The 18,236-nt window shown below is 71.5% G+C and carries 20 protein-coding genes; 7 read left to right on the forward strand and 13 right to left on the reverse strand.

What is annotated here, in order from left to right; translation table 11 throughout:
* The first annotated feature begins 31 nt into the window (after positions 1-31).
* Both Aco04nite_RS21050 and Aco04nite_RS21055 read left to right on the forward strand, forming a co-directional pair.
* Positions 32-1,003, forward strand: coding sequence for an alpha/beta hydrolase fold domain-containing protein (locus tag Aco04nite_RS21050; RefSeq protein ID WP_212998953.1), 972 nt, complete (start codon positions 32-34; stop codon positions 1,001-1,003).
* A 24-nt stretch (positions 1,004-1,027) separates the two neighbouring features.
* Positions 1,028-1,555 (forward strand): hypothetical protein, encoded by a 528-nt coding sequence (locus tag Aco04nite_RS21055; RefSeq protein WP_212998954.1) that lies wholly within the window; start codon positions 1,028-1,030, stop codon positions 1,553-1,555.
* On the opposite strand, the gene Aco04nite_RS21060 is transcribed toward Aco04nite_RS21055, so the two are convergent.
* Positions 1,543-2,676, reverse strand: coding sequence for a hypothetical protein (locus Aco04nite_RS21060; RefSeq protein WP_212998955.1), 1,134 nt, complete (start codon positions 2,674-2,676; stop codon positions 1,543-1,545). The two genes, Aco04nite_RS21055 and Aco04nite_RS21060, sit on opposite strands and share 13 nt — an antisense overlap.
* Before the next feature lie 35 nt (positions 2,677-2,711).
* On the opposite strand from Aco04nite_RS21060, the gene Aco04nite_RS21065 reads away from it, so the two are divergent.
* The gene (locus tag Aco04nite_RS21065; protein ID WP_212998956.1) at positions 2,712-3,062 is read left to right on the forward strand and encodes a hypothetical protein; all 351 of its coding nucleotides are present in this window, start codon (positions 2,712-2,714) and stop codon (positions 3,060-3,062) included.
* A gap of 221 nt (positions 3,063-3,283) precedes the next feature.
* Here the strand turns inward: Aco04nite_RS21065 and Aco04nite_RS21070 are convergent, their stop codons facing one another.
* Together Aco04nite_RS21070 and Aco04nite_RS21075 are read right to left on the reverse strand one after the other, a co-directional pair.
* The gene (locus Aco04nite_RS21070; RefSeq protein ID WP_212998957.1) at positions 3,284-3,700 is read right to left on the reverse strand and encodes a hypothetical protein; all 417 of its coding nucleotides are present in this window, start codon (positions 3,698-3,700) and stop codon (positions 3,284-3,286) included.
* A 99-nt stretch (positions 3,701-3,799) separates the two neighbouring features.
* Positions 3,800-4,756 (reverse strand): TIGR03885 family FMN-dependent LLM class oxidoreductase, encoded by a 957-nt coding sequence (locus Aco04nite_RS21075; protein ID WP_212998958.1) that lies wholly within the window; start codon positions 4,754-4,756, stop codon positions 3,800-3,802.
* 57 nt (positions 4,757-4,813) lie between these two features.
* Here Aco04nite_RS21075 and Aco04nite_RS21080 point away from each other — a divergent pair, with 57 nt between their 5' ends.
* Complete coding sequence (locus tag Aco04nite_RS21080; protein ID WP_212998959.1) at positions 4,814-5,467, forward strand: VOC family protein; 654 nt, start codon at positions 4,814-4,816, stop codon at positions 5,465-5,467.
* Entirely contained in the window at positions 5,460-6,383 is a 924-nt protein-coding gene (locus tag Aco04nite_RS21085; RefSeq protein ID WP_212998960.1) for a nucleoside hydrolase, read from the forward strand. Before Aco04nite_RS21080 ends, Aco04nite_RS21085 begins: the two co-directional genes overlap by 8 nt.
* Positions 6,384-6,441: 58 nt before the next feature.
* On the opposite strand, the gene Aco04nite_RS21090 is transcribed toward Aco04nite_RS21085, so the two are convergent.
* Genes Aco04nite_RS21090 through Aco04nite_RS21110 form a run of 5 tightly spaced genes read right to left on the reverse strand, consistent with a single transcriptional unit; the run spans position 6,442 to position 10,790 of the window.
* Positions 6,442-7,185, reverse strand: coding sequence for an SDR family NAD(P)-dependent oxidoreductase (locus Aco04nite_RS21090; RefSeq protein ID WP_212998961.1), 744 nt, complete (start codon positions 7,183-7,185; stop codon positions 6,442-6,444).
* Complete coding sequence (locus Aco04nite_RS21095; RefSeq protein WP_212998962.1) at positions 7,182-8,201, reverse strand: zinc-dependent alcohol dehydrogenase; 1,020 nt, start codon at positions 8,199-8,201, stop codon at positions 7,182-7,184. The genes Aco04nite_RS21090 and Aco04nite_RS21095 overlap by 4 nt, the downstream gene beginning before the upstream one ends.
* A complete protein-coding gene (locus Aco04nite_RS21100; protein ID WP_308161651.1) occupies positions 8,198-9,037 on the reverse strand; it encodes a fumarylacetoacetate hydrolase family protein in 840 nt (279 codons plus the stop codon). The genes Aco04nite_RS21095 and Aco04nite_RS21100 overlap by 4 nt, the downstream gene beginning before the upstream one ends.
* Positions 9,037-9,993 (reverse strand): SMP-30/gluconolactonase/LRE family protein, encoded by a 957-nt coding sequence (locus Aco04nite_RS21105; protein ID WP_212998964.1) that lies wholly within the window; start codon positions 9,991-9,993, stop codon positions 9,037-9,039. The genes Aco04nite_RS21100 and Aco04nite_RS21105 overlap by 1 nt, the downstream gene beginning before the upstream one ends.
* Positions 9,990-10,790, reverse strand: coding sequence for an IclR family transcriptional regulator (locus tag Aco04nite_RS21110; protein WP_212998965.1), 801 nt, complete (start codon positions 10,788-10,790; stop codon positions 9,990-9,992). Before Aco04nite_RS21110 ends, Aco04nite_RS21105 begins: the two co-directional genes overlap by 4 nt.
* Positions 10,791-10,836: 46 nt before the next feature.
* On the opposite strand from Aco04nite_RS21110, the gene Aco04nite_RS21115 reads away from it, so the two are divergent.
* Complete coding sequence (locus tag Aco04nite_RS21115) at positions 10,837-12,582, forward strand: IlvD/Edd family dehydratase (RefSeq protein ID WP_212998966.1); 1,746 nt, start codon at positions 10,837-10,839, stop codon at positions 12,580-12,582.
* 13 nt (positions 12,583-12,595) lie between these two features.
* Here the strand turns inward: Aco04nite_RS21115 and Aco04nite_RS21120 are convergent, their stop codons facing one another.
* Both Aco04nite_RS21120 and Aco04nite_RS21125 read right to left on the reverse strand, forming a co-directional pair.
* A complete protein-coding gene (locus Aco04nite_RS21120; protein WP_212998967.1) occupies positions 12,596-13,240 on the reverse strand; it encodes a response regulator in 645 nt (214 codons plus the stop codon).
* 56 nt (positions 13,241-13,296) lie between these two features.
* Positions 13,297-14,292, reverse strand: a complete 996-nt coding sequence (locus tag Aco04nite_RS21125) for an aldo/keto reductase (RefSeq protein WP_212998968.1) — start codon at positions 14,290-14,292, stop codon at positions 13,297-13,299.
* Between the two features lie 184 nt (positions 14,293-14,476).
* Between Aco04nite_RS21125 and Aco04nite_RS21130 the strand changes: the two genes are divergently transcribed.
* Positions 14,477-15,322: a helix-turn-helix transcriptional regulator gene (locus Aco04nite_RS21130; protein WP_212998969.1), complete on the forward strand. Its 846-nt coding sequence runs from the start codon at positions 14,477-14,479 to the stop codon at positions 15,320-15,322.
* Here Aco04nite_RS21130 and Aco04nite_RS21135 read toward each other — a convergent pair.
* From Aco04nite_RS21135 to trpB, 3 genes are read right to left on the reverse strand one after another with little or no spacing between them, the layout of a single operon-like run.
* Positions 15,317-16,039 carry a GntR family transcriptional regulator gene (locus Aco04nite_RS21135; RefSeq protein ID WP_212998970.1) on the reverse strand — a complete coding sequence of 241 codons (723 nt, stop codon included), beginning with the start codon at positions 16,037-16,039 and terminating at the stop codon, positions 15,317-15,319. The two genes, Aco04nite_RS21130 and Aco04nite_RS21135, sit on opposite strands and share 6 nt — an antisense overlap.
* On the reverse strand, positions 16,026-16,880 hold the full coding sequence (trpA, locus tag Aco04nite_RS21140; RefSeq protein ID WP_212998971.1) for a tryptophan synthase subunit alpha: 855 nt from the start codon (positions 16,878-16,880) through the stop codon (positions 16,026-16,028). Before trpA ends, Aco04nite_RS21135 begins: the two co-directional genes overlap by 14 nt.
* On the reverse strand, positions 16,877-18,190 hold the full coding sequence (trpB, locus tag Aco04nite_RS21145; RefSeq protein ID WP_212998972.1) for a tryptophan synthase subunit beta: 1,314 nt from the start codon (positions 18,188-18,190) through the stop codon (positions 16,877-16,879). The genes trpA and trpB overlap by 4 nt, the downstream gene beginning before the upstream one ends.
* Positions 18,191-18,236: the final 46 nt, after the last annotated feature.

Raw genomic sequence — 18,236 nt, forward strand, 5'->3', positions numbered from 1 at the left:
GCTGACTCCATAATTCGAGTACGCTCCAGGCATGCCTATCCCCCGTACGCCGTACGACCCCGAGCTCGTCGCCATGGAGCCGGAGCAGGAGTTCCCGCCGTTCACCCGCGAGCTGCTCGAGATGATGAGGTCCCGCCCGTCCGGCGGAGTCGAACAGCTCGCCGCGGAGCTCGCCCGCACCGGCGTGCGGCACGAGGAGCGCACGGTCGCCGGGCCCTCGGGCGAGATCACCCTGTCGATCTTCACGCCCCGGGTCCCACGGCCCGGCATGCCCGCCCTGTATTCGATCCACGGCGGCGGCATGATCGCGGGCGACCGGTTCGGTGGCCTGGCGGAGTTCGGATTCCTCGACTGGGTGAACGAGTTCGGAATGGTCCTGATCTCACCCGAATACCACCTGGCACCCGCCGTGCAGGGCACCGCGCTCGTCGAGGACTGCTACACCGGGCTCACGTGGGTCGCCGACAACGCCGGGAGCCTCGGCATCGACCCCGCGCGCATCATCCTGGGCGGGTTCTCCGGAGGCGGCGGCCTGGCGGCGGGCACCGCACTGCTCGCACGCGATCTGGGCGGCCCTGCCGTGCTCGGCCAGCTGCTGATCTGCCCGCAACTGGACGACCGGGGCGACACCGTGTCGGCACGCCAGTTCAGCAAGGAGAACGGCGCCAGCCGCGGCCTGACGACGGACCACATCCGGTTCGCCTGGGACATGGTCCTCGGCGAGGGGCACGTCGAAGGCTCGCCGAGCCCCGTCGCCGTCCCGGCCCGGGCCCCGGACCTGTCCGGACTCCCGCAGGCCTACCTCGACGCGGGCTCCGCCGAGCCCTTCCGCGACGAGACCGTCGACTACGCCTCCCGGATCTGGGCCGGCGGCGGACAGGCGGAACTGCACATCTGGGCCGGGGGCTGGCACGGCTTCGAAACGGCTGCCAAGGCCAAGGTGACCGCAGCGGCCCGCGCGGCTCGGGAAAGCTGGATGCGCAGGATCCTCGCAGCCGGGTGAGACAGACCCTTCTACACTGCGGCGGTGCGGACCGTGACAGTGCAGGGAACCAATGGCGCGACTTGGCGGGTACGGGTGGTGTGGGAGCCACGCTGGCGGGCACTCGCCCGGCGGTTCGGTGGGTGGCGGCGCAACCGCAAGAACGGGCCGGACCTCGGCGGGCTCGACCTCCCCTCCGGCAACCACTCCGGCGGCGGTGGCGGTGGCTGGGGTGACCTCGGCGACGACATCGCGATCGGCATCGCGATCATTGTCGGGATGATCGTGTTCGGGGTGCTGTTCTGGTGGTTCCTGCTTCCGCTGCTGCTGCTCGTGCTCGACGTCGTGGTCGTGGTGGTGCTGCTGATCGCGGGCATCGTGGGCCGGGTGCTGTTCCGGCGGCCCTGGATCGTGGAAGCGACCGGCGATGGCGGCGCGCCGGTGGCAGCCGAGGTAGTCGGCTGGCGCGCGGCGCTGCGCAGCCGGGACGAGATCGCGGACAGGCTGCGGCTCGGCTATTCGCCGCAGGACGCCGTGACGGCGGTCCAGCTGCCCGGCGCTCAGAGGCTGTAGGCGTACCTCACCCGGCGTTGGCCGTCGTAGATCGCGCGCAGCCACGGCTCGCGCACCGCGGGCAGCCGGGCCAGCGTCGCGTGGAAGGCTCGCGCGTCCGGGCGGAAGGGCGTGTGCGGGTGCAACGGCAGCGGATCGTCGCGCAGAGCGTCGTCGGGCATCGCACCGGCTCCGGGGACCGGCCTGCGGTCCCGGGTGAACGCGAGCCACACCCACACGTCCCACTCCAGCGGCGCCACGGGCGTGGCGCCCGGCGACGGCCACGACTCACCGGTTTGCGGATGCCGCGGAACCAGCAGGATGTCGGCCTCCGGATCGACCGGCACCCCCGGCCCGGCCATCACCACCCTCTTCTCCGGCAACCCCCGGCCGGAACCTACGGGCCGCTCCTGAACGCGATCCCCGGGCCACTCCGGGCCGGGCCACTCCGGGCCGGGCTCGAAGGGCCGCTCCTGGACGGGGAGCAGTGAGTCGAGGGAACGTTGGAACACTTCGGTGGTGAGGCCGGCGGGCATGACGATGCGGGCGCCGTCCGCTGCCGCGACCAAGTGGGCGAGTGCCACCCCGACCGCGGCAGTCCAGCGTAGATCCCAGTGTCCCTGCTGCTCGACCGGCGGCGTCCCCGGCCGCAGCCCCCGCAGATCGGCCCAGTCGTCGACCGGGTCGGCACCGTCCTCCCGAGCAACCACGGCGCCGGGGTCCAGCCACACCGCCTGCCAGTACGAGCAGTCGTCGATCCGCGTCGCCACCGGCCGGCCGCACTGTTCACACCCCAGGTTCGGGCCGTCCACCCCGCCGGTGAGCCCGAGGCAGTAGCCGTCGTCACGCCCGCCGATGAGCGCCGTGCCGCGCACGTCCCCGGGTGCGATCACCACCGAGCCCGCCGGCCCGAGCGACAACGCGAAGACCGGTGCGTACAGGCCCTGCGCCTGCCCCTCGGCCTCGTCCCAATCGCGCCACGGCGATCCGGACCGGTGCGGCTCAACGGCAAAAGTGCCGGCCTCCATGAGTACGCCGAGAAAGTCATGCCACGCGTCCTGGTGAGCATGCGCGGGCAGAGCCACCCGCCGCACCGGAACGGTCAGCGCCGCGCCGCATCCCACGCACGCGAAAACTGTCACGCGCCGAGGATAGACAGGTGGCATCATCGGCGGCGATGGGATTTCTCGATACGATCGCCGCCAGGGTGGCCGCCGGGTCCACAGTCGACTTCCGGCCGACCGGCTCCTCGATGGTGCCCCTGGTCCGCAGCCGCCAGCTCGTCACCGTCGCCCCGGTCGACCCCGCCAGGCTCGAGGTCGGTGACATCGTCCTGGCCAAGGTCGCCGGGACGATCTACCTGCACCTGGTGTCGGCCCTCGACCCCGGCAAGGGCCGCGTGCAGATCAGCAACAACCGCGGCCGGGTCAACGGCTGGACCACCCACCCCAGGATCTACGGCATCTGCACCGCCGTCGACGGCACCCCCCGCCCCCGCCTCACCGGCAAACAGGCTCAACCACGCTGAGCCGGCAACAGAATCGACCACGCTGAGCCGGCAAAAGAATCAACCACGCTGGGCCGGCAAGGGGCTCAACCACGCTGGGCCGGCAACAGGCTCAACCACGCTGGGCCGGTCGTGCCGAGGTGTCATCCTCGAAACTCGTGCACGGCCGACCGGCCGGCCTTGGCAGCCGTCTCGGCCCGGTCAGAACCACCGCACCGGGAGCGGTCAGCCCATGGGCTGGCTCACTGGTCGCGATCGTCAAGGACACGTTCCCATTCGCCGATCAGGCCGACCGCGAGCGATTCGTCCATCCGGCCACCGTCGATCCTGCCGATCGGCTCGCCCGCGAAATCGACGGCGAACGGCACGTCGTGGTCGCCGGAGACGCGGCAGATCTCGACGAGGAGGTCCTTGGCCTCATCCAGGTGGGCACGGTCGATCGTGCGATCCAGCCACTCGCCCCATGGCGGTCGCGCGGTGGAGATCGACAGCACGAACCCCAGCGAGCGGCCGTCGTCGAGCAACTCAGGTGGTCCGAGTATCCATTTCCGCCGGTCGGCCATGTGCTGGGACGACGCTCGCAACGCATCGGCGACCGACGCAGTTGCCGCCCGTTCCGTCGAGGCAACCAGTTGATCGATCGGATGATGCTCGTGCATTTAACCCCCCATCGGACAGGAGCACCGCCAGCTCACCGGTGTCGCTGAGGTACCGGTGAGCTGGCGCCGATGGAGTATCAACCACTACCCGCCGCACGCTCAGCGCAGGGCGGGGAGGACCTTCGCGCCGAAGGTTTCGATGAAGTCGGTGAGGTCCTGGCCGACGTGGTGCAGGTAGATGCGGTCGAAGCCGAGCTCCTCGTAGCCGCGTAGCCAGGTGATGTGCTGGTCCAGGTCGGCGGAGATGTTGACGACCTTGCGGACCTCGTCGAGGGTGACGTGTTCGGAGATGACGTCGAAGTGTTCGGCGGTTTCGAGGTCCCAGCAGATGGGGGGCGGGAAGATGTTGCTGCGCCACTGGTCGTGGGCGATGCGTTCGGCTTCGGCCTGGGTGGGGGCCCAGCTGAGGTGGACCTGGAGCGAGATCGGGCCGCGGCCGCCGTTGTCGCGGTAGGCGGCGATCATGGCGCGCAGGTGTTCCTCCGGCGCGTTGACGGTGACCAGGCCGTCGGCCCAGGTGGCGCACCAGGCGGCTGTTTCGACGCTGACCGCGGCGCCGATCAGGGGTGGGGTGATCTCCGGGCGGGTCCACAGTTTCGCGCGGTCGACCTTGATGACACCCTCGCGGGTGACCTCCTTGCCTTCGAGCAGGCCGCGGATCACGTCGACGCTCGCGAGCAGGCGGGCGTTGCGGACGTCCTTGCGGGGCCACGGCTCGCCGGTGATGTGCTCGTTGCTGTATTCGCCGCTGCCCATCGCGGCCCAGAAACGGCCCGGGTACATCGTGCCGAGCGTGCCGATGGCCTGCGCGATGATCGCCGGGTGGTAGCGCTGGCCGGGGGCGTTGACCACGCCGAAGCTGAGGTTGGTGGCCTGCAGCGCGGCACCGAGCCACGACCAGGCGAAGGCGGACTGTCCCTGGCGCTCGCTCCACGGGGAGAAGTGGTCGGAGCACATGGCCGCGTCGAAACCGGCGCGTTCGGCGGCCACCACGGCGTTCAGCAGGTCGGTGGGCGGGATCTGCTCGTGGGAGCAGTGAATTCCGTAGTCCGTCATACGGGCTGTTCATACCCGGCTCGCACGCCCGGCAACCCGGGGTCATAACTTAAGGGCATGATTCGCTGGGTGTACGCGGTGATCGAACGGCCGGCCGGACAGCTCGACGCCGCAACAGCGTTCTGGTCCGCGGTCACCGGCACCCACCGGTTGCACCGCGATGACGCCGACGACTGGCTCGAGGTGCGGGAGGGGGACGGGGGCGCCCGGCTGCGCTTCGCCTGCGACGACGTGCCCGCGCTGGTGGCGGCCGCGATCCGGCTGGGCGCGACGACCACCGTCGAGCCGCACGTGCTGCGCTCCCCCGCCGGGCTGGCGTTCGAGGTCACGCACTGGGAGGGCGAGACGCGGTTGCTGCCTGCCGGCGCGAGCAGCCATCTCGATCAGGTGTGCCTGGACGTCGCGCTCACGGCGTACCCGTCGGAGCTTGATTTTTGGGGTGAGCTCACCGGATGGCAGCTGCAGTCGTTTCCGCCGCAGTTTCATCGGCTGGTGCGCCCGCAGGGCATTCCCGTGCAGATCCTGCTGCAGTGCACGGACGACGGCTCCACCAAGGCGCACCTCGACATCGCCAGCGCCGACGCGGAGGGCGACCGCCGCCGTCATGAGGCGCTCGGTGCGACCCTCGTGCAGGACTTTCCCGAGTGGATCACCATGCGCGATCCGGCCGCCGGCATCTACTGCCTGACCAGGAGGAATCCCCGTGACTGACGCTTTCTACCTCGACTGTGACACCGGTGTGGACGACGCGCTGGCGATCGCGCTGCTGCTGCACAGCCCGGGGGTCGAGCTGCTCGGCGTCGGCACGGTCAGCGGCAACACCAGCGCCGGGCAGGCCGCCCGGAACACCCTCGACGTGCTGGCGCTGGGCGGACGTCCGGGCGTACCCGTCGCGGTCGGGGCGCACCACCCACTCGAGGGAGTCTTCGCAGGCGGCGCGACCGTCGTCCATGGTGGCAACGGTATCGGCGGGGTCGAGTTGCCGCGCTCCCCGGACGAACCGGTCCCGGCGCATGCGGTGGATCTGCTGCTCACCCTGGCCCGGGCCCGCCCCGGCGAGCTGCGCATCCTCGCGACCGGCCCGCTCACCAACCTCGCGCTGGCGCTGCGCCGCGAGCCCCGCCTGCCGCACCTCGTCCGCGACGTGACGATCATGGGCGGTGCCGTGCGGGTGCCCGGCAACATCACCCCGCACGCCGAGGCCAACATCGCCAACGACCCGGAAGCCGCCGCCGAGGTCCTGGAAGCACCCTGGCCGGTGACCCTGGTCCCGCTCGACGTGACCCTGGAGCACCGCTTCCAGATCAAGGACCAGGAAGCACTGCGTGCGCACGGTACGCCCCTCAGCGCCGCGATCGCCGACATGCTCACGGCCTACTACGACTTCTACGAGCCCCTGCTCACGATCCGCGAGGTCCCCCAGCACGACGCCCTCGCCGCCGCGGTGGCAACGGGCGCCGTCACGCCCGCCGACGCGCCGATGCTCGGCCTGCGGGTGGAACTCGACGGCGACGAGCGGGGCCGGCTCGTCGAGGACCCTTCGGTGGCCGCCCGGACCCGGGTCATCCTCAGCCTCACGTCGGAAGCCGCGCCCGTCATACTCTCGCTCGCCGCGGGCCCGCGGTAGCCACTGCCCGCGCCCGGTCGCCGCGGCTCTCACTGCACGCGTCCGGTCGCCGCGATCTTTACTGCACGCGCAGGGAGGTCATGCCGCCGTCGACGCGGAGGATCGCGCCGGTTGTCGAGGCGGCGAGGGGTGAGGCGAGGGAGGCGACGGCGTGGGCGATCTCGTCGGCCGTGACCAGGCGGCCGAGCGGCTGACGGGCCCGGAGCGCGGCCGCGGCGGCGGCCGGGTCCTCGGCGGCACCGAGCAGCCGGCCGACCCACGGTGTGTCGGTGGTGCCGGGGGCGACGGCGTTGACCCGGATCCCCTCGGCGACGTGGTCCGCGGCCATCGCGAGGGTGAGGGCCAGGACCGCGCCCTTGCTCGCGCTGTAGAGGGCCCGCTGCCGCACGCCAACGAACGCCACCGCCGAGCACATGTTCACGATCACCGGGCTCGACGACCCGCGCAGGTGCGGGAGTGCGGCCCGCGACACCCGGGCGATCCCGGTGACGTTCACGTCGAGGACCCGGGCCCACTCGGCGTCGTCGTTGGCGCCGACGTCGCCGGTGGCACCGATCCCGGCGTTGTTGACCACGATGTCGATGCCGCCGAGCTGCTCGGCGACGCCGGCCACGGCCCGGTCGACCGCCGCGGTGTCGGTGATGTCGCAGTCCAGGGCGAGCAGGCCGGCCGGGGCCTTGCCCGCTTCGCGATCGAGCACCGCGACCCGTGCACCCCGATGGTGCAGCAGCGTCGCGGTCGCCGCGCCGATGCCGCCGGCACCACCGGTGACGACGGCCACGAGACCCTGGAACTCGTTCATGATGTCCCCCGTAGTCGCGGATCGATGTGGACCTTCGGGCCCGCACCCGAAGTGTGCTGCCCGGCCAGAAAAGATCCGGCTTCGTCGAGACCGACGGTGGCGGCGACGAGCGGGCGCGGATCGACGACGCCGGCGGCGTACGCGGCGATGGTGTCCTCCAGGCCCGGGGAGGCGGAGAGGATGCCGACGGCGGTGACGTCCTTGAGCGCCAGGCGGCGGGTGTCGATGAGGCTCGGGCTGGCCGCGAGCCCGATGTAGACGAGCCGGCCGGCCGGTTCGACCAGGTCGAGCGCGCGGGCCGGCAGCGGGGCGGCGTTCGAGGCGTCGACCACGGCGTCGTACGGCAGGTCGGGGAGCTGGTCCTCGGTCCAGGCGTGCTCGAAGCCGATCGACCGGGCGAAGTCCAGCGATTGCGGGGTGCGGCCCAGCAGGTGCACCTCGGCGCCGGCCGCCCGGGCGAACATCGCGGTGAGCAGCCCGATCGTGCCCGGCCCGAGGATCAGGGCGCGGTCACCGGCGCCCACCGCGGCGGCCTGCGCGGCCCGCCACGCGTTGCCGCCGGGTTCGACGAGAGCGCCGAGGACCCAGTCGACGGCGTCGGGCAGGTGGTGCAGCGAGGTGGCCGGGACCGCGAGCTGCTCGGCGAGCGCGCCGGGGCGGCCGCCGCGGATGCCTACCTCCTCGCGCTGCTCGCAGACGTGCTGGTGGCCGCGCAGGCAGCGCCGGCAGGTCCCGTCGCCGAGCATGGTGTCGCCCATGACCCGTCGGCCGAGCCAGCCGGGGTCGACGCCGACGCCGAGGGCGGTGACCGTCCCGGACCATTCGTGGCCGAGCCGCATCGGGAACCGGGCGTGCCCGTCGTGCAGGTACGACATCTCGCCGGTGAAGAACTCCAGGTCGGTGCCGCAGATACCGACCCGCTCCACGTCGACGACGGCCTCGCCCGGCGCCGGCTGCGGCGGCGGGACGTCCTGAACAGCGCCGACGCCCGGCGCGGTGAGTACAAAAGCTCTCATCGGGGCGCGATCACGTTCTGCCGCTGCGAACCCAGGCCCTGGATGCCGAGCTCCATCACGTCGCCGGGCCGCAGCCACACCTGCGGGGTGAAGCCCATGCCGACGCCCGGCGGGGTTCCCGTGTTGATGAGGTCGCCGGGCTCGAGGACCATGAACTGGCTCAGGTAGTGGACCATGAAGTATGGGTCGAACACCATCGTCCTCGTGTTGCCGGACTGGCGGCGGGTGCCGTTGAGGTCGAGCCACATGTCGAGGGCGAGCACGTCACCGATCTCGTCCGGGGTCACCAGCCACGGGCCCGCCGGGTTGAACGTCTCCGCGGACTTGCCCTTGCTCCACTGCCCGGAACGCTCCATCTGGAACGCGCGCTCGCTGACGTCGTTGACCACGGTGTAGCCGGCGATCGCGTCGCGGGCCTCGGCGACGTCGTCGAGGTAGCTCGTGCGGCGGCCGATGACGATGCCGAGCTCGACCTCCCAGTCCGGCTTGGTCGAGCCGCGCGGGATGCGTACGTCATCGTTGGGGCCGATGAGGGTGTTGGGGGACTTGGTGAACAGGATCGGCTCGGACGGCACCGCCTGGCCCGTCTCCTCCGCGTGGTCGCGGTAGTTGAGGCCGATGCACAGGATCTGATGCGGCCGCGCGATCGGCGCGCCGATGCGTTCCCCGGCGAACGGGGTCGGTGTCCCGGCGGCGACCAGCGGGGCGATCCGCTCGATCCCGCCGCCGGCGAAGAACTCCTCGTCGAAGTCGTCCACCAGGTCGGACAGGTCGACGTAACTGGTGTCGTCGACGCGGGCCACGGGCTTCTCGGCGCCGGGGGCACCGATGCGCATCAGGTACACGGGCGGAACTCCTGAGGTTGGTGCCAGGCCGGCACGGGATGACCGGGCACGTCCACGCGTACGGTGAAGATCCGGCCGGAATCGGGGAATTGCCGCCGTTGCTCGTCGCTGAGGTCGTCGGTGGCAGTGGTGATCACCAGGCGGCGCAGGTCGTCATCGGCGAACGCCACGCTGGACGTGTGCGGGGCGGGCACGGCGATCCGCTCGACGCAGGTGCCCGCGGGGTCGTAGCGGCGCACCTCGCCCGCTCCCCAGACCGCCATCCAGAGGTGATCGGCGGCGTCCATCGCGATCCCGTCCGGATAGCCCTCGCCGAGCGTGATGAAGGTGCCGCGCGGCCCGAGCGTCGCGTAGTCGCGGACGGAAACGGTGCGGCGCAACGTGTCCACGCTGAACAGGCGGCGGCCGTCGGTCGACCACGCCAGGCCGTTGGACAGCGTCAGGTCGTCGTCGATCGTCGTGATCGCGCCGTCGTTCTCCACCCTGACCAGCACCTCCCGCTGCGAATCGCCCGCAAAGGCCAGCGTGCCGACCAGAAAACGGCCCTCAGGGTCGGTTTTGCCGTCGTTGAGCCGCCTTTCCGGGACGACCCGCGACGGCTCGGTTGCCGGAGACCGCGACGGCTCGGTTGCCGGAGACCGTGACGGCTCGGTTGCCGGGATGATCGTCGGGCCGGTCCGGCGGGTGCCGTCGGGGCGCAGCAGGACCAGGCCGGTCTCGGCAGCCACCAGCAGACTCCCGTCCGCAGCCACAGTGACCGCACCGACCATGGTTTCCCAGTCGATCCGGTCCTCAACGATCAGCCGGTCACCGTCGAAAACCCCGGTGAGCACGGCCCGCCCCACGATATCCACCCACAGCAGCCGTCCGCGGCGAGAATCCCAGACCGGACCCTCCCCCAATATGTACGCGTCCCGCGTCGCCACCACCGCCACGCGCCCGCTCACCGTGGCCGCCCCAGCGCGCCCAGCTCCTCGACGATGCCCCCGACCGCGGCGACCAGCACGCCGACTGGTGTCCGGTAGGTGAGGCCGCTGACGCTGACCGCCCCCGACGCGACCGTCGGCGAGGTCAGATACACCGGCACGGCAACACAGTTCACGCCCACCTCGTTCTCCTGGTCGTCCACGGCGAACCCGCGCTCGCGGATCACCTCGAAGTCCTCGTGCAGCCGCGCGGCGGTGCAGCGCGTGTTCGGCGTACGCCGCTCCAGCTCCGCGCCGCCCACCCACTGCCCGACCGCGTCGAGCGTGGTCAGACGCGAGGCCAGCAGCAGTTTGCCCACGGCGGTGGTGTGCGCGGGGTTCCGCCCGCCGACCGTCGACGTGAGCCGGACGGCGCCGCGCGGGGGGTCGGTCTTCGCCCGGTAAACCACCTCACGGTCGTCGAGCACGGCGTAATGTGCGGTTTCGCCGTATCTCGTCGCGAGGGCCTCGAGGGCGGGCCGGATCCGTACGTGCTCGGGGCGTTCCTCGTGGTGCGCGAAGGCCATCCTCAGGAACTCGTCGCCGAGGACGTACCGCCCGCGGGTGTCCTGGTCGGCCAGCCCGGCCCGGCGCAGGGCGACCAGCCCGCGGTGCACGGTCGGTTTCGGGCTGCCGAAGACCTTGGTGAGCTCCTCGAGGCCGATCCCGCCCGGGTGTCGTGCCAGCTCCTTCAGCACCGCCAGAACCCGGTCGGAGCCGACGAGCTTGGCTTCCTCGACTGGAGCTTCCTCAGCGGCACCTGTTCGCGTACCCTCCATGATGTTCCGAATATTAGATCATCATTCCAATTACCGGAAGTGACGAATGTCGGACCTTCACAGCTCGGACCTTCACAGCTCGGATCTTCGCAGCTCACAGTGGTACGCCGGCGACGACCGCAACGCCTACATCCACCGCGCGTGGATGCGCCGCGGCGTGCCGGACTCCGCGTTCACCGGCCGCCCGCAGATCGCCATCGCCAACACCGCCTCCGACCTCACCCCGTGCAACGCCCACCTCAACGAGGTGGCCCAGTCGGTGAAGAACGGCATCTACGAGGCCGGCGGCGTGCCCCTCGACCTGCCCGTCGTGTCGCTCGGCGAGACCCAGGTCCGCCCGACCGCGATGCTGTGGCGCAACATGGCCGCGATGGCGACCGAGGAGATGCTGCGCGCGAACCCCATCGACGGCGTGGTCCTGCTCGGCGGCTGCGACAAGACCATCCCGTCGCTGCTCATGGCCGCCGCTTCGGTCGACCTGCCCGCCGTCGTCGTCCCCGGCGGCCCGATGCTCACCGGCACGTTCCGCGGCGTCCCGCTCGGCTGTGGGACAGACGTGTGGCGCCTCTCCGAGGAGGTGCGCGCCGGCACCCTCTCCCAGGAGCAGTTCCTGCGCTCCGAGTCCGCGATGATCCGCAGCCGCGGCCACTGCAACACCATGGGCACGGCGTCGACGATGGGCCTGCTCGCCGAAGCCCTCGGCACCGTCCTCCCCGGCCTCGCCGGCACCCCCGCCCCCGACAGCCGCCTGCTCGAAGGCGCCCACGCCACCGGCCGCCTCGCCGTCGACCTCGTCACCGCCGGCCGCGTCCCCAGCACCCTGCTCACCCGCGGCTCGTTCCACAACGCGATCGTGACCCTCGCGGCCATCGGCGGCTCCACCAACGCCGTCGTCCACCTGCTCGCCATCGCCGGCCGCCTCGGCATCGACCTCACCCTCGACGACTTCGACCGCATCGGCTCCCGCGTCCCGCTGCTCGTCGACCTCCAGCCCGCCGGCCGCTTCCTCATGGAGGACTTCCACCGCGCCGGCGGCCTGCACGCCGTCCTGCGCGAGATCCGCGACCTGCTCGACCCTGCCGCGCTGACGGTCACCGGGCGTCCCCTGGTCGACCACCTCGACGAAGCTCCGACCTGGGACCCCGAGGTCATCCGCCCCCGCAAGGACCCCCTGATCGCCGAGGCCGGCATCGCGGTCCTGCGCGGCTCCCTCGCCCCGTCCGGCGCCCTGATCAAACCGGCCGCCGCCTCGCCGCACCTGCTCCAGCACCGCGGTCGCGCCCTGGTCTTCGACTCGATCGAGGACTTCCACGCCCGCGTCGACGACCCCGCCCTCGACGTGGACGCCGACACGATCATGGTCCTGCGCGGCTGTGGCCCCAAGGGCTACCCCGGCATGCCCGAGGTCGCCAACATGCCCCTGCCCCAGAAACTCCTCGAGCAGGGGGTACGCGACATGGTCCGGATCTGCGACGGCCGGATGAGCGGCACCGCGTACGGAACGGTGGTTCTGCACGTGGCCCCGGAGGCCGCAGCCGGCGGCCCGCTCGCCCTGGTCCGCACCGGCGACATCATCTCCCTGGATGTCGCCGGCCGCCGCCTCGACCTCGACATCCCCGCCGCCGAACTCGCCCAGCGCCGCGTCGGCGACTCCACCGCCGCTGCCTTCGCCGACCCGAAACGCGGCTGGGAACGCCTCTACGTCGACCACGTCCAGCAGGCCGACACCGGCGCCGACCTCGACTTCCTCCTCGGCTCCAGCGGCTCCGCCGTCAGCCGGGAATCCCACTGATCCTCATCGCCGGTCAGGAGCGCGGGCGGTCGCCCAGCAGCCGGGTGGCGAGGACGGCTGCCTGGGTGCGCCGCTCGAGGCCGAGTTTCGCCAGCAGGCTCGACACGTAGTTCTTGACGGTCTTCTCCGCGAGGAACATCTTCCCGGCGATCTCCCGGTTGGTGAGCCCCTCGGCGACGTACTCGAGGATGCGCCGCTCCTGGTCGGTCAGCGCGGCGAGCTCCTGCGGCTGCTCCACGCCGTTGCGGATCCGCTCGAGCACCCGCTGCGTCACCGCCGGATCGAGCAGCGACTGTCCCCCGGCGACCCGGCGCACGGCATCCACCAGGTCGGTCCCCCGGATCTGCTTCAGCACATACCCGGAGGCCCCCGCCATGATCGCCGCGAACAGGGCCTCGTCATCCTCGTACGAGGTGAGGATCAGCCCCTTGATCGTCGAGTCCACCGCCCGCACGTCCCGGCACACATCGATCCCGTTCCCGTCCGGCAGCCGGGCATCCAGGACAGCGACATCGGGCCGCAACGCCGGGATCCGCCGGGCGGCCTCCTGCGCCGACCCGGACTCCCCCACCACCTCGATGTCGCCGCCCGCGTGCAGAAGGTCGGCCAGCCCCCGGCGCACCACCTCGTGGTCGTCGAGCAGAAAAACACGGATCATAGGACCTTCCTACCGCCCCGCAAGGCCCCCACCAAGGGCCGAAGGTCCCGAACGGCTCAGTTGCCCGCGCCGAGGCTGGACATGAACGCGGCCGGATAACGGTCGCCGCGCGCCGTGCCCGCAGGCACCGCCTTCTCGATCTCGGCCAGGTCGTCGCCGGTGAGGACGAGCTCCGTCGCCGGCAGGGCCTCGCTCAGCCGCTCCCTGGTGCGGGCGCCGGCCAGCGGGACGATGTCCGGGCCCTGGACGGCCACCCAGGCGATCGCCAGCTGGGCCACGGAGCAGCCCTTCGCCACCGCGATCCGGCGCAACGCCTCCACCAGGGCGAGGTTGTGCTCCACGTTGCCGTCCGCGAAGCGCGGGCTCCTACCGCGAAGGTCCCCCGGCCCGGCGACGTGACCGGCACTCCAGTGCCCCGAGATGAGGCCCCTGCCGAGTACGCCGTACGCGGTGAGCCCGATGCCCAGCTCCCGCAGCACCGGCAGGATCTCCGCCTCCACCGCCCGGGAGATCAGCGAATACTCGAACTGCAGGTCGGCGATCGGATGCACGGCGTGCGCCCGGCGGATCGTCGCGGCGTCGACCTCCGACAGACCGACGTGCCGCACGAACCCGGCGTCGATCATTTCCTTGATCGCCCCCACCGTCTCCTCGATCGGCACGGCGGGATCGAGCCGCGCGGGACGGTAGATGTCGATGTAGTCCGTGCCGAGCCGGGTCAGCGAGTAGGACAGGAAGTTCTTCATCGCCTCGGGACGCGAGTCGTACCCGCCGAAGCTGTGCCCCGCGCCCATCAGCATGCCGAACTTCACGCTGAGCTGGTAACTCTCCCGCTCCCGGCCCCGCAGCGCCTCACCGAGCAGCATCTCGTTGTGGCCCGAGGCGTAGAAGTCGCCGGTGTCGATCAGCGTCACCCCCGCATCCAGCGCCGCGTGCACCGTGGCGATGCTCTCCGACCGGTCCGCCTGGCCGTAGGCACCCGACATGCCCATCGCACCCAGTCCCAGCGCGGAGACGACCGGGCCGGACTTCCCCAGGGTTCGTGTCTGCATCTCGTTCTCCCTCATCGTCGATGTCCCACCGAGCCGCATCCGTTCTCACCGGTGCGGGAGCGGAGCGGCCATCCTCGGTGCGGCTTCCACGCTGCGCCCGTTTCCCCGGGTGCGGAAGCGGAGCGTTCATCGTGGGATCGGCGCTCCCTGGATAGGGCCGCCGCCCGCGGGGGACCATGGGGTCATGCAGCGTGACCAGCTCGCCGATTTCCTGCGCCGCCGCCGCGAGGCCATCCGCCCGGCCGAGGTCGGCATCACGGACGGCCCCCGCCGCCGCACCGCGGGTCTGCGCCGCGAGGAGGTCGCGATGCTCGCCGGCATGTCGGTCGACTACGTGGTCCGTCTCGAGCAGGGCCGCAGCAGCCAGCCCTCGACGCAGCTGCTCGGCGCGCTGGCCCGGGCGTTGCGCCTCTCCGACGACGAGCGGGGCCACCTGTTCCATCTCGCCGGCCATCAGCCACCACCGTCGGACGGGGTCGCCGGGCTGGCTCGCGCTGGCCTCATCCGCATGCTGGACCTGCTCGGCGACAGCCCCGCCCTGGTGATGTCCGACCTGGGTGAGGTCCTCGCGCAGAACCGGGCCTCCATCCTGCTGACGGGCGTTCAGACGGGTCAGACCGGCGACCGGCGCTACATCGTGTTCCGCTGGTTCACCGATCCCACGTTCCGCATCACACACCCGTCCGAGGACTTCGACCTGCGCGCCCGCCAGCTCGTCGCCGACCTGCGGGCGACCGCCGGGCGGCGCTCCGGTGACCCCGAGATCGCCGGGCTCGTCTCGCGGCTGCTGGCGGCGAGCGAGCAGTTCCGCCGGCTCTGGGCGGACCACGAGGTGGCGGTCCGGCGGGCCGACCGCAAAACCATGGTGCATCCCCGGGTGGGCCCGCTCGTGCTGGATTGCGAGACCCTGATGACCCCCGACCAGGGCCAGCATCTGGTGGTGCTCACCCCGGCCGACGCGGAGACCCGTGAGCGGCTGGCCCTGCTGCGGGTCCTCGGCGTCGAGGAGTTCGCGACCGGCAGCTCATGAGCTCTGGCGGCTCCACTGCATGGACATGCCCGTCGCGCCGCGTTCGGTCCGGATCTCCATCATGGTGCCGAGGATGGTGGCCCGGTCGAGGAGGATCGGGCGGTTGTCCAGGCCGAAGGTGACCCGGTCCGAGACGAAGACAGGGGTGCCGGGCGGCTGATGCATCAACGCCGCGGTCTTCTCGTCGAGGATCCCGGGGCGGAGCACCTCGGCGGCCCGGTGGACGACGATGCCGTGCTCCGCGAGGACGGCGTAGAGAGATGCCCCGCTGTAGTCCAGGTCGGCCAGGGGCACGCCGGGGGGCTGCGGCGCCCACGACAACTGGTGGACCGCCGGGCGTCCCGACAACAGCCGCAGCCGTTCGAGGCTCAGGACTCGCCGGGTGGCGGGGACGTCGAGCTGGGTCGCGGCCCAGGCCGGGGGGCGGTGCAGCGCCTGGGCGACGATCAGCGTGGTGACGCTCTGGCCCTGGGCCTTGAGGTCCTCGGCCAGGCCGCGCAGGGAGTCCAGGCGGTACATCAGCCGGGGCGACGTCACGAACGTGCCCCGCCCCGGCTCCTGCGACACCAGACCCTCGTCCTCGAGCCGCTGCAGGGCCTGCCGCAGCGTCACGAGGGTCACGCCGTACCGCGAGCTGAGCTCCTTCTGCGGCGGCAGCATCGCGCCCGGAGCCAGCTCGCCGGCACGGATCTTCGCGGTCAGGTCATCCGCGATCACCTGATATTTCGGCGTACGGCGTTGCAGTGGACACCCCCTGGTCGAGCGCGGCGCGCAGGGCCCCGACCTCCCGCCGCAGATCAGCGGGCGAAGCCCCGTCCAGAACCCTACGCATCAGCGCGGCACCGACGACGACCCCGTCCCCGGCGCGTCCCGCGACGGCCGCCTGCTCCGGCGTCGACACCCCGAACCCGATGAGCACCGGCAGCCGCTGCACCGGATTCTCGTCGTCGCGCGACCCCGCGTGGGAACCATCCACGCCAGGCTCGGTGAGCAGCAGCTTCGCGCGGCGGGCGAGGGCTTCGGCCTCGGGGGCGAGGGTGGTTCGCTCTCCGGTGACGCCCATGACGCTCACGGCGTACACAAAGCCTTGGCTGCGGAGGCAGATCTGCCGGAGGCGGTCGTCGGGGGTTACGGGTGCGACGAGCAGGATCATGTCGATGCCGGCGGCAGCGGCGGCGGATTCGAGCTCCGCCGACTCCTCGAGCGGCAGGTCCGAGACGATCAGACCGCTCACGCCCGCCTGGGCAAGCCGTTCAATACCAACCTTGAGGACCAGATTTGCGTACGCCATGACGATGATCGGCACGCGCAACCGCCCCCGGATCGCGGCCAGCTCGTGCAGGATCGCCTCCACCGTCGCACCACGGGTGAGCGCCTGGTCCGAGGCCTGCTGGATCGTGGTGCCGTCGAGCATCGGATCGGAGAACGGCAGGCCGACCTCGATCGCGTCCGCCCCCGCCTCCTGGTAGGCGAGCAGATAGTCGGTCCAGTCGGCGGTGACACCCCCGGTCAGGAACGGAACCAGCAGCGGACGGTCGGTACCCAGCCGCAAAGTCACGACGCCACCCGGCCCGCACCCGCGCCGGCCTGACGCCCAGGTTGAAGCCCGGCCTGACCCCCAGGTTGAAGCCCAGCCTGACGCCCAGCCGGAAGGTCAGCTTGAAGCCCTGCCGGGGGCTCGGTCATGATCGGCTGGTCCTGGAGCTGGGCCATGTCCTTGTCGCCCCGGCCGGAGAGCGTGAGCAGGACCGTCGAGCCGTGGGGCAGTTCGTCCGTCCCGGCGGCCCGCATCACCCAGGCGACGGCGTGGGCGGACTCGAGCGCGCAGATGATCCCCTCGGTCCGGGCAAGCCGTTTGAGGGCGATGAGCACCTCGTCGTCGGAGACGGTGACGTACTGCGCGCGGCCGGATTCGCCGAGGTGGGCGTGCTCGGGGCCGACGCCCGGGTAGTCGAGGCCGGCGGCGATCGAGTGGGCCTCCGCGATCTGGCCCTCGGCGTTCTGCAGGACCAGGGAGCGCGATCCGTGCACGACGCCGACCGTTCCGTCGGTCATCGCCGCACCACCGGCCGCTTCGACGCCGATGAGCCGCGCGCCGGTGTCCGCGAAGCCGGCGAAGGTGCCGGCGGCGTTCGAGCCACCGCCGACGCAGGCGACGACGACGTCCGGGACGCCGGTGGGGAGTTCCGCGGCGACCTGGCGGCGGGCCTCCTCGCCGATCACCCGCTGAAATTCCCGGACCATCCACGGGTACGGGTGGGGCCCCGCGACCGAGCCGAGGCAGAAGTGGGTATCGTCGACGTTCGCCACCCACTGCCGCATGGCCTCGTTGGTGGCGTCCTTGAGCGTCCGGCTGCCGGTGGTCACGGGCACCACCTCAGCGCCGAGCAGGTTCATCCGGAAGACGTTGAGCGCCTGCCGCTCGATGTCGCGCTCGCCCATGTAGACCGTCGCCCGTAGCCCGAACAGCGCGGCAGCGGTGGCTGCCGCGACGCCGTGCTGGCCGGCGCCGGTCTCGGCGATGAGCCGGGTCTTGCCCATCCGGCGGGCGAGCAGGGCCTGCCCCAGCACGTTATTGATCTTGTGGGACCCGGTGTGGGCGAGGTCCTCCCGCTTGAGCAGCAGCGTGATCCCGAGCTCGGCGGACAGGTTCCAGGCGGGCGTCAGCGCGGTCGGGCGGCCCGCGTGCACCGCCCGGAAGAGATCGAGCTGTTGACGGAACCCCGGATCGGTCCAGGCGTCGCGGAAAGCCTCCTCGAGCGCGGCGCACGCCGGGATGAGGGATTCGGGCACGAACCGGCCGCCGAACGATCCGAACCGTCCACCGGTCGCCGGGTCACGCATGCCGCGCTGGGTCGCGAGGGTCATCACGGGCCTCCAAAGTTATAGAACTCTTGAAGCATCATGGCATAAC

This window comes from Winogradskya consettensis (assembly GCF_018332715.1).
GTDB classification, from domain to species: domain Bacteria; phylum Actinomycetota; class Actinomycetes; order Mycobacteriales; family Micromonosporaceae; genus Actinoplanes; species Actinoplanes consettensis.